The organism is Paraburkholderia sp. GAS42, assembly GCF_050436565.1.
GTDB lineage: Bacteria > Pseudomonadota > Gammaproteobacteria > Burkholderiales > Burkholderiaceae > Paraburkholderia.
Genome location: NZ_JBNDML010000013.1, coordinates 1 through 12,898, shown reverse-complemented (window position 1 = coordinate 12,898; position 12,898 = coordinate 1). Strand labels below are relative to the sequence as shown.

The window sequence follows — 12,898 nt, the reverse complement described above, 5'->3', positions numbered from 1 at the left end:
CTTTCCGGCAGGCTGCGTGAATGCGTACTGCCGGCTATTAACAGACGATCGCTTGCCGGAATTGAGCGGCCGCTCCCGCTACCTAAGCGGCCGTGGGAAAGCCCAGCGCCCTGCCTGAAGTTGGCGGTTAAGCGCCCCCCTTTTTCTTCAGTCTCAGCGCCAAAGTTCAGCCGACCGCAGCGGCTTTGCGGCCTGGTCGGCTGAAGTGGGTGGTTGGGCAGAACGACCGACCGCATGCATTGCCGTAACCACACCGACGTAAAGCAGAAGCGGTCGCTACGCACCCGGGCCTTCGAGGCTTGGGAAACCGTGACCTGTTCCGACGCCGGGGCGTTTCACTGCATAATTTAGCTATCCTTAAGCACTGTATGTTAAGTTGAACGCCGGCTAACAAGTTGACAATACCATCGAGGCAGAGGAGCGCAATCCGCAGGTTGTTATTGCAGTACCGACGCACAAAGTTTCGCTAGCCGGTCGTCAAGTGAACGGCCTTGAGCGTCGATCTGGGCACTGTGGAATTGACTGAGCTGGGTCGACGGTTTGTCGTACTCGATGGTTGTTCCACCCTGTGTGTTCTCATAGACCATAATACGCAACGGCGCATAAAGTCCGGCCGCCATATTGACGTTGGTCATCTCAACGGCAGTAAGAACGTTGCCGGTGAAATATTCAGTACCGTTCTTGTGCTGTCCTTTTAAGACGAGCCAGTCTCCGTGCACGCCAATGTAGTGAATTACGAGGCCATCATTGGCAGCGGCTCTCTGAAGGGCAGCGCGTAATTCTTCTACCTTGTCTTGCTTAAGCAGCGTGCGGATATGATCATCGAGTCGCCCGAGACGACTCTCCAGATCCTGCTTGACGGAAGCGTATGGTTTGCTGGACGAGACGGTTACATGATCAATAATCGTCTGCGTCTCCGATACGTCGACGGTTGCTGCCATCGCGGGCGTGCAGACCACATTCATGCCAACAGCAAGAGCGGTCGCCGTGGACAAGGCAAGTCGTGAAGCGGCGTTACATAAGCTAATCACTTAGCGTCTCCTTGGAGAGAAAGGTTCGATATACGGATCGTATTTATGTTTTCCAGCGGAAGGGCGTCTCTGCCATGCCGTAACGCTCGTGGAACTTCGTGAAATTTCAGTCATTGAAGCAGGGCATGTTTCGTGAATCCTCTGGCACTACAGTTTCAAGTAGGAACTCCGCGTACCTGGAACGAGTGTTTCATGTGTCTTTGCGGTGGAAAATGTTGTTGTTCACTTTATGCGCGTCGTACGGAAATGAAGCCGCATCGTCTACCTACGATTGGTCTAGCCTCACGTCAGTGTTCAGAAGCGGCTTCTGCCCCGAGACCGCTTAGCATTCGAAGTTGCTGGGCGTCGAAGGAATCATCGCCAGTCTTTTGACGTGTCGTGACCGATCCGGCCCAACCCGCGATAAAACCCACCGGAATGCTAAAGAGGCCAGGATTCGAGAGCCAGAACGGAGGAGTGGAATCCTTGAAGATGATGCCTTTCGCACCGATGACTGCGGGCCCCAGGAGCACAAGGCCAATCGAGGAGAGAGTTCCGGCAAGTACTGCTGCGACCGCGCCTCTGTCTGTGAAACGCCGCCAGTACATCGAGAAAAGAATCACAGGTAGGTTTGCGCTTGCCGCGATGGCGAACGCGAGCCCAACGAGGAATGCGACATTAAACGTCTGGACGAGCAGCGCGAGACCCATAGCTACGGCGCCGAAGACGATGGTTGCGATCTTTGCAGTCGTGACCTGCTGACGCTCCTTGTTGCCAGATCCTGAGAAGAGATGACCAAAGATGTCGTGAGAAATGGCTGAGGCCGACGAGATCATGATGCCCGAGACGACCGCGAGAATCGTCGCAAAGGCAATCGCTGAGACGCATGCCAGCAGGACTTCACCGCCAGGCGAACCGGCGCCGCCGCCAAGCGTCGTCGCGAGTAGTGTGATGGCGCTGTTTCCGGACCTGTTTGCCGCGAGAATCGCCGCCGGACCCACAATCGCACTGGCGGAAAATCCGAGGATGATCATCATGCCCGCAAAAGACGTCATCACGATCAATCCGATTTTCGCGGACTTTCTCGCCGCGACGGCGGACGGCACCGTGTAAAACCTGGTCATGACGTGCGGCAAGCCTGCCGTACCTAACACCAGAGCGAGCGCGAGCGAGAGGGTATCCAGTGGATCCTTGAAGTAGCCGCCTGGCAGAAAGTACCGCGCTGGATGCAGCGATGACAGGCGTGCCTTGTTGAACAACGCGCCCATGTCGAAGGAGAAATGCGCCAGAGCAAGGAGTACAAGGACGGCGCCGGCAGCCCAGACCAAAACAGCCTTGACGATTTGCACATACGTAGCAGCCACCATTCCGCCGAATAAGACATACGCGATCATGAGTACGCCGATCAGCAGGATCGCGGCGTTAGTGCCAATCGGCAGTAGCAGACTGGCCAGCGCCCCGCCTCCAACGAGTTGCGCGAGCAGGTAGGCTAACGAAATGAGCAGCGAAGAACCCGATGTAGCCGCTCGAACTCCGCGGCTACGCAAACGAAGGGCGACAACGTCGGAGAGCGTGTATTTGCCGCAGTTTCTGACCGGCTCGGCGACGATCAGCATGATCATGATCCAGCCGGCAATGAAGCCGACCTGATATACGATCCCATCGAATCCGAATAATGAAACCAGTCCCGTCACACCTAGAAATGATCCGGCGGACATGAAGTCGCCGGCTAGCGCCAGGCCGTTCTGAAAAGGAGACAGATTGCGTCCCGCCACGAAAAATCCGGATGTTCCGCGTGATCGGCGGGTACTCCACCCTGTCAGAAGGAGGCTGAGACCGATAAAGCCTACAAAAGCGATGATTCTGAGCGCGCCATTACTGATCAGATTACTCATGTCGATCACCGTTCGATTGTGCAATAGCGCTGCGAAGGAGTTCAGATGCTTTCGGGTCGTAGGCTCGTTCGGCCCATGCGCAGTAACCCCAAAAAGTGGCGATCGTGAGTGCAAACTGAACGACTATCGCCAGCAGTCCGAGGTTAAGCTCCCCGTAGACACGCAGGGACATCACGCCAGGAAACTCCAGGACTGCGATTAACAGGCCGAAATAGATTCCCAGGGATGCGTATAGCAATGACCATACGAAACGGTTCCGAAACCGAGAGAGCCCTTGCGTCTTCTCGACAAGGGACAGGCTGGATGATCTGACTTTCATCGCATTTTGTCTCTCGAACTCAGCGTTGATTGATTCCATTGATTGCATGTCGGGTCTCCTCCGTCATCATGCCCATGGTGGACGTCTTGATACGTAATCTCGCTAGACCTTCGCCGGCAAGACCTCGCCGCGGCTCTCTCCAAATCCAATCCGGGCGAAGCCAGGTTTCTGACAGTAGCCGCGAAGGATAATCGCGTCTCCATCCTCGACGTAGCTGCGCTTCTCACCCGTACTGAGCGTGACCGGGTCGCTTGCGTTGCGTGCAAGCTCCATCAAGGCCCCGGCTTCTGATTTCTCTGGACCCGAAATCGTGCCGCTTCCAAGCAGGTCTCCCGGGCGCAGATTGCAGCCGCCGACGGTGTGATGGGCGACCATCTGAGCGATGGTCCAGTACTGATGCTTAAAGCTGGTGAGCGAGAGTTGCGACGCCGGGAGGTTCCCGGCTCTGTGACGCGCAGTCTCCATCCAGACTTCCAGCTGGATATCGATTGCCCCCGTGGCGCTGTTCTCGTGCGAATCCAGATAAGGCAACGGTCTTCCATCTGTGTCCGGGCGTGGCAGGGCAAGTCTGAACGGAGCCAGTGCGTCCAGGGTCACGATCCACGGCGAGACGGTGGTGGCAAAATTCTTTGCCAGAAACGGTCCTAGCGGCTGCATCTCCCATGCCTGAATATCGCGGGCAGACCAGTCGTTGAGCAGGCATAACCCAAACACATGACTGTCAGCCCGATCCAGTTCAATCGACTCGCCAGCCGCATTGCCTTGTCCGATGTAAATGCCAAGTTCAAGTTCGTAGTCCAGCTTGAGCGATGGCGAGAAGGTCGGGGTCTCCTCGCCCGGAAGCATGATCTGGCCCGCTGGACGCCGAAACTGCTGGCCGCTTAGCCCGATGCTCGAAGCTCGGCCATGGTATCCAATGGGTATCGATTTGAAGTTGGGACCCACGCCGCTCAAGCCGAGTAGCTTGCTGATGTTTGTCGCGTGGTGAATCGAGGTGTAGAAATCCGTGTAATCACCGATCTGTGCGGGCAGACCGTACTCCACTTCGGAAAGCGGGACGAGACACGCCTTGATCGCTGCGCGATCGTCGGAACTGGCGTGCTCGTGAAGCGCCTCGAATAGTGCGTGTCGCAATGCGCTCCACGAAGACGGACCCATCGAAAAAAACATATTGAGAACGGGCTGCGCGCACGCCTTCGCAGCTTCTCTCGCCGTCTCGTTCAGACCGGCATAAGACGCCCACGCGGACATGTCAATGACCTGATCACCGATCGCGACTCCGCCCCGAAACGCCTCATCGGAATTCTTTCTGCGGAAAACTGAAAACGGCAGGTTTTGAATGGGAAAGTCGCCGGCCTGTGCGTTGGCAGACTCAACCCAGCTGCGCGCAGCGGGATCGTGAGTCTGATTCAGAGTCTGTTGCATGTTCGTCTCGCTTCAATCAGGTGGAGGCCCGAGCCGGTCGCCAGATGACCCGCTCGTTCAGTACGTCGATCCTCGCAAGCCTGTCTCGCAGGTGACGACGTGGCGAGGCCGCTCGACCGGCCCCGTGAATCTGAAGATGTGAAATCGACGGGATAGACTTCACCATTCGCCCAGGATCGTTCAACCTGCGCATTCACGGGTAGCGACCCTTGCGCTCAGTCGAACGTGCCCGCAGGGTTGCGCCTGCTCAGGAGGATTCGGCGCTCCTGCAGATCCTGAATGAGCGCTGCGCTGAGGTTGCGCTCTGAGAGCACCTCGACGTTATGCTCGCCCTGGAAAGCCGGACTGCCTGGCTGCGGCAACTCGGACTGGCTAAAATGCCACGGCGCACCTGGCATGCGTATCGTGCCGCCGGACCTGTCGTCCACATCGACTAGCGCACCCCATTCCTGTACCCACTCGGAGTCGGCGAACTCGTTGACGCTTCGGACTACGCCAATCGCCAGTCCGGCTTCGCTAACCTGCGTCTGGAGTAGATCCAGATCGTTGAATGTGACAATCCACGCGCGGACCTCGGCCAGCAGATAAGCAATGTTTTGTCGCCGCGACAGCGCCGTGCCGAAGCGAGGGTCACTTAGCAAATCGTTGCGGCGCATCATCGCGCAGTAACGCGTAAACATTGGCGTGTATATCGGGCTGCCCGCGATGGTGAGCCGGCGGCCATCCGGCAGATCGAAGATGTGCGAATCAGGCGCCGATAGAATGATCGGCTCGCCTTCTGTATCGATCTCCGAAAGTTGTGCCCCCAAACGTTCGTTAACTGACAGCATGGTGGCGGCCATCGAGACGTCGACGTGTTGCCCTTCTCCGGTCCGGGACCGATGCTGGAGGGCAGCCAGGATTCCGATGACGCCGTGAAGTCCGGTGTACATGTCGGCGTGGCTGCACGCGTCGTTACGCACTTCAGTGAGCGCATCGCCGAAATGGTTCTGGACGATGTCGGTCAGTCCCGACTCGGCCTGCACGGTCGGCGCGAACGCCGGACGGTTTCGCCAGGACGTCGCTTGCCCGTACCCACTCAAAGACGCATAAATCACGGACGGGTTGAAGGCGCGTACCTGCTCATAGCCGAGTCCAAACCGATTCAACGTTCCCGGACGAAAATTTTCGACGATGATGTCTGCGTCCCGGCACAGGTCGATCACGATCGCCCGTGCCTCTGGGAAGTTGAGGTCGAGGCTGACGTTCCGCTTTCCGGCATTCTGCTGAACGTAGTACAGAGACATGTCTCCGATATGCGGCATGCTCACGCGGCCGATATCGCCGGAAGGCGGCTCGATCTTGGTAACGGTCGCGCCGAGGTCCAGTAGGGTTTTGGTGCAATGCGGTCCGGCTAGCACCCGCGTGAAATCGATCACGCGAATGCCTTCGAGTGGTGCTGACATGATCAGTCTCCCTTGAATTCGGCTGTTGCGGGCCCTGTCGAAAAGAACGATGCGAAACCTCGTTCCCGGTCGGCCGTCTTCCAGATCATGTTGTTGAGGTTGACCTGTTCCAGGTCCGCGCTACGGACGCCGCCATTGGCCGAGAGATTGGCCTGCTGCTTGATGCCGTTGAGGACTGCGGTCGGGCCTGCTGCCAGCTGTTTGCCCAGCGACTTGGCTGCAGTCTGGAGTTCGGCTTCCAGCACAACGTGATTGATGATGCCCCAGCGTTCAAATGCTTCCGCTGAGTGCCGGCGCCCGATCAGCGCAATTTCTTTGGCCCGCACGACGCCCGCTCGCTGAACGAGTCGTTGAGTGCCCCCGAGCAACGGGATCAGGCCCACGATGTTCTCGACCTGTCCAAAGTAGGCCGTGTCTGCGGCGATGATCAGGTCGCAGGTGAGCGCCAGTTCAAGGCCACCGCCAAGCGCGGCTCCATGAACAGCAGCGAGGGTCGGGACCGGTGCGTTCTCCAGCACATCGAGGAACTCGAAGAATTGATCCGGGTTATGCTGGATCACCGTCTTGCCGTCAGAAAACGAGCTCATTTCCGCACCCGCGGAAAAGTGACGCATCTCACTGTTGAGCACAATCGCGCGGGCGCCTTTGGCCACTACGTCTCGATACGCGGCGAGTAAATCTGCAATCATCGCGTCGTCGATCAGGTTGTGCGGTGGCTTTGCCAGTGAAACGACTCCTACGGCACCATCCATTTCAATTTTTACAGTAGTCATGGTTCTCTCTACAGTGTTCGTTAGACGGAGAAAGGCCGCTGGCCTGGGCGGCATCCGCGGCGTTGCTAATGGGTCGGGATTTCGGCCTGCGTGTCCGTTACCGATTGGGTACGCCGAAAACGGACGCCGCCGCGATGGGTTGAAAGGGGTGAAGCGTGTTGCGTCGCGGAACGGACGTGCGCGCGGTTTTGCGAGCCATCCGCAACCCGCTGTCCAGCCCGCTTCCGACATATCGCCATGGGGGAATTGCGAATACGGCTGGGGGCCGATTGCGCCATCCATGGATTTCCGACGGGCGCTAATCAGGGTTGTCACCAGTGTCAGATAGGGCTTCACTGACTCGTCTCCATCTAAAATTTCGGCATGTGCCGTTGATGGTTACTATCTCAGCGACATCGATAGGCAGCAACGTCAAACCACGCCAATTGCCGCGTCAAAGTGTGCCAAAGCGCCCTCGACAGGCACCTGAAAATTGTGCGAGCATATCCGCATATTGGAGCGAGACGTATCGTGCGACCACCGAAAATAATTACGCCCCTGTATCCGGATCTCGACGCTCCGACGCAGAGTCTTCTGGGGCTGGCCGCGCTCGCGGCCGAGCTGGCGGCAGAAGGGGTTTCCGTGAACAAACTGTTCGCGAATACCGGCGTCCATGCGAGACAGCTGGAGGATCATCAGGCGAGAATCTCACACCGGCAACGCCTCGCAATCTATCGAAACGCCCAACGGCTTGCGACACGGGCCGATGTGGGATTGCTTGCAGGGGCGCGTCAGAGGATCAGTGACTTCGGCATATATGGCTATGCCATGGTCAGCAGTACGACCTTTGGAGACGCCCTGAAATTTAGCGTTGAAAATGTCACGATGGCCGGGGCAGTTCTGCAAATCAGCTATTCGACCGAGGGGGACACCGGAATCTTGAGGAGCCATGGGCTCGCGTCGCTCCGCGACATGTTGCCGTTTGTCGCGGAATTCTGGCGGAGCTCAATGACGGTTCTATTCAGCCGGGTGCTGGAAGCGCCATTTCCGTCGAAGCGGATGGTCATGGCGTATCCGGCGCCTCCGCATTGGCGAAACTACGAAAGGATGTTTAATTGTCCAGTGGAGTTCGGTGCCGACTCGATGGAATGGCATTTTGACGTTCGCGTGCTGGATCGCCCGTGTCCAAATGCAAATCCGATCACTGCGCAAATCTGTCAGCAACTTTGTGATCGCATTCTTGAGGAACGGGACGGAATCCCCGAGCTTCCCCGGCAAATACGGATGGCCTGCTTAAACTCGCCGGGCGTGTTCCCTTCGGCCGAGAAGATGGCTGCCCAGCTAGGTATGTCACTCCGAACCTTGCATCGACGATTGGCCGATGATCACTATTCGTATCAAACGGTGCTGAACGACGTTCGTCGTTCACTCGCTATCGAGTTTCTTGAAAATACAAGGCTTCCCATTGATCAGGTCGCCGAGCGCATCGGATTTTCTGATGCAGCGAGCTTCCGCAGGTCGTTCAGGAAGTGGACTGGAAATTCACCCAGTCTGTATCGAAAGGGGCAAAGCAAGGATGCGTAAGGGAGGCCGACGACTGTTACAAAAGTGAAGCATCCGCGCCGGCACTGCACTGCGGCTGGTGCGCGCGGCTCCGGCCGCCTCGAGGCTGGAGGTTTGCGGCGCTGCCCGAAGCGCGCCGCCAAACGTGGCCGATAAACGTATCGTGTTGGGTCATGCGGCACTCCAACATACGAGACAGCAAATCAGAACGGCAGCCACGAGAGGCGTACCGTTTGGGGCACTTCCAACGGCAGGTGGGCCTTGAGCTGGTCTGCCGCTGGTGCCGACGTGAACTGGTCGATCGCCAGGATCCTGGTCGAGACGGGCAAATCGCGCCGGGCTTCCTCAATGAGCGGCGATCGGGTCGAAAGTTCAGGCCTGCATCTCTTCCACTTTTTTCAATGCAGCGATGTCGCGCACGGCACGGACCGAGAATCCAAGTTTTTCGTACACTCTAGCGGCGCCGCTATTTCCGTCCTTGACGTGAAGAAAAGCCGTATCGCCGCGTTCGACGATCTGCTTCGTGAGCGCGGCGACAAGGACATTGGCATAGCCTTTACCCCGATGGTCCGGGTGCGTGCAGACGCCGCTGACTTCCGTGAACCCGTCAAGGCGAACGCGTTCGCCGGCCATCGCAATGAGGGAAGCGTTACCGTCGAAGATGCCGAGATAGCGCCCGAGTGTTACCGTGCGCTCCTCCATCGGTCCGGGCTGCGTCAAGCCTGCCAGGGCCACCATCGCAGCGCCATCGGACAGATGAAGCTCCCTAATCACAAGCGCCGTCGTACCCCTGATCGGTGCGCGGAAACTCGTCTGCGTGCAGGTCATCTGCAGAAACGGATCGCGCCACTCGGTTTCCCAGCCGTCCGGCACTGATTCGCTCCTGGTGCCGAACAGACCGATCGTTTCGCCAACCTCCACGATATCGGCAAGTGCTGTCCACGACTCGCTGGCCAGAGGATTTTCCAGTGCTGCTATTGGCGAAATGTCTGGCTGATAGCGCCTCGCTCGACCCTCGCCGATGCCGAAATGCCGTTGAGGGCCTGTGAGTGCTTGCCATACTGGATTGTCTAAGGGGTGCATAGTTGTTACCTCGCAATTTGCGGAGGACCGACTGCCGCAGCGTCGTGACACGGCAGCATTCTGGTTGCGCTCACATTTCCGGTGAAAGACGCTGTTTGATCACCCGTCGGGATCCGTCCAGAAGTGCTTTCGCAATCCGCCGATTGGGATGTGCGCACGACGGTTGGGGCTACTGAGACGCCAAACTTTCGCGCGGCTCGCGGTCGCTACGTGATTTCGCGCTGAAAGAACACGCCCGTAGCTGGTTCCAAATCCGATGCGCTAACCGAATGTGTGGTCGATGGCGGGGCGACTCTGGATCTACTTCGTGTTCGGCCGAAAGAGCTCGATATTGGCTTTGACGTATTCGCCAACTGTGATTGGCTTTCTACCCGTAATGGTTTCAACCAGGTCGTTGGTGCCGGCAAAGACGCCGTCGTGATAGTCGCGATACACCGAAACGACATGCTGGATGAAATGCTCAGAAAGACCCATCTGCGACAGGCGTTGCTCGCACGCAGAGAAGCTCTCGTCCTCGTAGCGGATCTCCCTGCCCAGCACCTCACTCAACGTCCTGGCAAGTTCGGCGTGGCTCATCTCGACAGCGCCGTACAGCGGATAACTCTTCCCCGCATGCGGCGTCGGATTCAACAGGAGGTTGGCAATGACGCGTCCTTGATCCGACGCCGCAATGGGGGCGTGGCGGCCGTTTCCTGCCGGCACTTTAAGAAGGTCATGATTGGCGATCTGCGGTAGTTGAAATCTATACGTCAGCCATTCCATGAAAAAGGTGGGGCGCAGATGCGTCACCGGCGTTCCCGCCCAGTCGAGCACCCGCTCACCGTACCAGTGAGACAGCGATGCGCGACTCTTGGCCTGTGGACGTGCTGAAATCTGCGACATATTGACGATCGAGCGAAGACCTGCGTCCCTGGCGGCATCCGCGAAATACGCGGTCGCATCAACGAGTTGCGGTTGCATGACCGGATAGACGAAGTAGGCGCCGGTCACCCCCCGCAATGCATGGCGTACTGCATGGCTGTCAAGCAACTCGCCGCAGACAACCTGAACGCCCCTGGCACGCAATGCCGCGGCCCGCTCGTCGTCGCGGTGAACAAAGGCCCTTACCCTGGCGCCGCGCGACAGCAGTTCCTCAATGGCGGTGCTGCCGGTTTTGCCGGTGGCACCGGTGATCAAATAGAGATCGCTACTCATTTTGTTATCCTGATGGTATTCCGTGGACAAGGAGTTCACTGAAGTTCGGCGATGCCGTTAGCGGGGCATTTGCTCAACTGCCGCTTGTTGACGAAGAGTTCGGAAGCAAGACTTGTAACTGCTTGAGAGGTCCAAGGGGAATGAACTCAAACGTCATGAGACCAGCCTGACCAAGGGGCAACTCCTCGAGAAGTGCATGCGCCTCCTCGACACTCGTAACGTCGAGCAGGAAGACAACGCCGGGGCGATCCTGCCGGGCGTACCACTGGGCGATCTTGCCGTCGAGATAGAGGCGTATCGTTTGAGGGACTTCCAACGGTAGATGGGCGTTGAGCTGGTCTAACGATGGTGCCGACGTGAACTGGCCGATCGCCAGGATCCTGGCGGTCGGTACTAGGGGCAACGCCTGGATGGCTGGCTGTGTCATTTCGGATTCTAAAGGTGGGACATCGAGTTCGTCGGAATTTAGAGCATTCTCGACCGCTAAATTTAGAGTAGACTAGAACTCTAAAAACCGCAAGGCGTTTTTCTGGAACCAGGGTCAGCAAAATGAGAAAGTCGAGAATTGAAACGGCCGAAACGAGGAAGCGTATCGTCGCAACGGCTTCCAGGGTATTCCTAACCAGGGGTCTCGCCGCAACAGGCATCGCCGACATCATGGTTGCCGCTGGCCTGACGCAAGGCGGCTTCTTTCGGCATTTCCGATCGAAGGGGCAACTGGTTGCCGAAGCCAACGGCGCAGCGTTCGGGCAACTGATGGACATGTTCGAGCGTGCCATCGCCGGCAAGCCGCCAAGGGAAGCGCTCGGTACCATCGTTTCTCTCTATCTTCACCAACTTCAGGGCAAAGACCCGGTGTATTTGTGTCCTTTGGCTAATCTGGGCAGTGAACTTCGGCACTCCGACGAACAGGTCAAGGCGACGACCGTAGACGGCTACGAGCGCCTGGTCCGACAGATCGCCCAGCAAACGCAGCAGCTAGGTATCGCGGGGCATGCAGACGTGGCCAATGCGATTGTTTCGACGTTGGTGGGTGCGGTGACGCTGTCCCGACTCGCCCCTGATCCAGGCACAGAGGAGACGATCCTGCTGAACGCGCAAAACGTCGTTCGCGTTCTATTGCAGTGTTCGCCACAAGCAAATGTCCCGACACGTAAGCGCCGGAGTTCGCAAGCAGAGAGTGCATAAACCATTGAGTGTTGATTTGCTGGCAAATCAACACATCTCGTTTAAGGACGCCAGAGCCGCCGCTCTCTTCCACCGTGCCGAAACGCGCCGCTTAGTTTTCCGCGCGCGATGGCCGGCGAGCGGCAGGTCAAAGCGTCACCGACGATTGGCTCGTATCGGCCGGGAAGCGGACGGTCGTGAGTCTTGTCTGAATGGCGCAAATGGGTCCAGGTCGTGTGGAAACCCGATGGCATAACAATGCGACGCGTGACCCTGACCCCGGCGGCGCGTTTGACTGCCTTTGCGGCTATCACGGCGCCGACAAGAAGGTGAACCCCTCTGATGCGTTATAGGCGAGTTTAAGGGCTTTGTTTCAGGACCTACGGGGTGCTCACGCACCCACCAGCCGCATTGCCTTCATTGTTTTCTTGAACCCCAGGATTCTCAGCACTCGCGCGAGATTGTAGGCGAGTACGTTCAAACTCATCTCGGTACCTACATTGGGCAGCCTGTGCGTCAGGAAGTGCGTGTAGCCCATCCAATGCTTGAACGTTCCAAAGACATGTTCGACGGTTCGCCTGCGCACGGTCATCGCATCAGGCGTCTTGTCCAGCTGGGGGGCGACAATGATTTCGTCCGGTGTACCGACATTCATCTTGGCCGGTAGTGAGGAGTCGGAGGCGGCGTAGCCGCCGGAGACGACGAACTGCCGGCGGCGCCGGATCGGCGAGGCTTAGGATGGCTGACTGAACCTAAAAAGAGGCGGTCAGCCCATGTCTGGAAGCCGCATCACCGACCAGCAGGTCCGCCTCTACATGAACCATCGCAAACACCATCCGCAGAAGCTCGCTGCGGCGAAGTCAGGCATGAGCGAGCGCACGGCGCGGCGTGTCGAACACGAAGCGGGGCTACCGTCACAGCAGCCCCGGCGCTACTGGCGCTCGCGCCCTGATCCGTTCGCCGATGTCTGGGAGAGCGAAGTGGTCCCATTGCTACGCGCTGCGCCAAAGCTGAAGGCGATCACCCTGCTGCGCAAATTGCAGGA

11 protein-coding genes and 2 pseudogenes are annotated in these 12,898 nt (G+C 58.0%); 3 read left to right on the top strand and 10 right to left on the bottom strand.

Annotated elements, in window-relative coordinates:
• Positions 1-437 precede the first annotated feature (437 nt).
• From P3T16_RS19555 to P3T16_RS19530, 6 genes are all read right to left on the bottom strand, one after another.
• Entirely contained in the window at positions 438-995 is a 558-nt protein-coding gene (locus tag P3T16_RS19555) for a DUF302 domain-containing protein (RefSeq protein WP_429343497.1), read from the bottom strand.
• Positions 996-1,318: 323 nt separating this feature from the next.
• Positions 1,319-2,905 (bottom strand): solute symporter family protein, encoded by a 1,587-nt coding sequence (locus P3T16_RS19550; protein WP_429343496.1) that lies wholly within the window; start codon positions 2,903-2,905, stop codon positions 1,319-1,321.
• On the bottom strand, positions 2,898-3,272 hold the full coding sequence (locus P3T16_RS19545) for a DUF485 domain-containing protein (protein ID WP_429343495.1): 375 nt from the start codon (positions 3,270-3,272) through the stop codon (positions 2,898-2,900). The genes P3T16_RS19550 and P3T16_RS19545 overlap by 8 nt, the downstream gene beginning before the upstream one ends.
• Before the next feature lie 54 nt (positions 3,273-3,326).
• Complete coding sequence (fahA, locus tag P3T16_RS19540; RefSeq protein WP_429343494.1) at positions 3,327-4,649, bottom strand: fumarylacetoacetase; 1,323 nt, start codon at positions 4,647-4,649, stop codon at positions 3,327-3,329.
• A 215-nt stretch (positions 4,650-4,864) separates the two neighbouring features.
• The gene (locus tag P3T16_RS19535; RefSeq protein WP_429260435.1) at positions 4,865-6,094 is read right to left on the bottom strand and encodes a CaiB/BaiF CoA transferase family protein; all 1,230 of its coding nucleotides are present in this window, start codon (positions 6,092-6,094) and stop codon (positions 4,865-4,867) included.
• Positions 6,095-6,096: 2 nt separating this feature from the next.
• Complete coding sequence (locus tag P3T16_RS19530; RefSeq protein WP_429343493.1) at positions 6,097-7,203, bottom strand: enoyl-CoA hydratase/isomerase family protein; 1,107 nt, start codon at positions 7,201-7,203, stop codon at positions 6,097-6,099.
• A gap of 174 nt (positions 7,204-7,377) precedes the next feature.
• On the opposite strand from P3T16_RS19530, the gene P3T16_RS19525 reads away from it, so the two are divergent.
• The gene (locus tag P3T16_RS19525) at positions 7,378-8,430 is read left to right on the top strand and encodes an AraC family transcriptional regulator (RefSeq protein ID WP_429343492.1); all 1,053 of its coding nucleotides are present in this window, start codon (positions 7,378-7,380) and stop codon (positions 8,428-8,430) included.
• 351 nt (positions 8,431-8,781) lie between these two features.
• On the opposite strand, the gene P3T16_RS19520 is transcribed toward P3T16_RS19525, so the two are convergent.
• The 3 genes from P3T16_RS19520 to P3T16_RS19510 all read right to left on the bottom strand — a co-directional run bounded on the left by P3T16_RS19520 (position 8,782) and on the right by P3T16_RS19510 (position 11,113).
• Positions 8,782-9,492 (bottom strand): GNAT family N-acetyltransferase, encoded by a 711-nt coding sequence (locus P3T16_RS19520; RefSeq protein WP_429343491.1) that lies wholly within the window; start codon positions 9,490-9,492, stop codon positions 8,782-8,784.
• A 300-nt stretch (positions 9,493-9,792) separates the two neighbouring features.
• The gene (locus tag P3T16_RS19515; RefSeq protein WP_429343490.1) at positions 9,793-10,686 is read right to left on the bottom strand and encodes an NmrA family NAD(P)-binding protein; all 894 of its coding nucleotides are present in this window, start codon (positions 10,684-10,686) and stop codon (positions 9,793-9,795) included.
• 73 nt (positions 10,687-10,759) lie between these two features.
• Positions 10,760-11,113 carry a hypothetical protein gene (locus tag P3T16_RS19510; protein WP_429343489.1) on the bottom strand — a complete coding sequence of 118 codons (354 nt, stop codon included), beginning with the start codon at positions 11,111-11,113 and terminating at the stop codon, positions 10,760-10,762.
• 122 nt (positions 11,114-11,235) lie between these two features.
• Between P3T16_RS19510 and P3T16_RS19505 the strand changes: the two genes are divergently transcribed.
• Complete coding sequence (locus P3T16_RS19505; protein WP_429260428.1) at positions 11,236-11,874, top strand: TetR/AcrR family transcriptional regulator; 639 nt, start codon at positions 11,236-11,238, stop codon at positions 11,872-11,874.
• A gap of 370 nt (positions 11,875-12,244) precedes the next feature.
• On the opposite strand, the pseudogene P3T16_RS19500 reads toward P3T16_RS19505, so the two are convergent.
• Positions 12,245-12,469 (bottom strand): annotated as a pseudogene (locus tag P3T16_RS19500) (IS5/IS1182 family transposase); the annotation flags it as partial.
• 157 nt (positions 12,470-12,626) lie between these two features.
• Between P3T16_RS19500 and P3T16_RS19495 the strand changes: the two are divergent.
• Positions 12,627-12,898: pseudogene (locus tag P3T16_RS19495) on the top strand (IS21 family transposase); the annotation flags it as partial.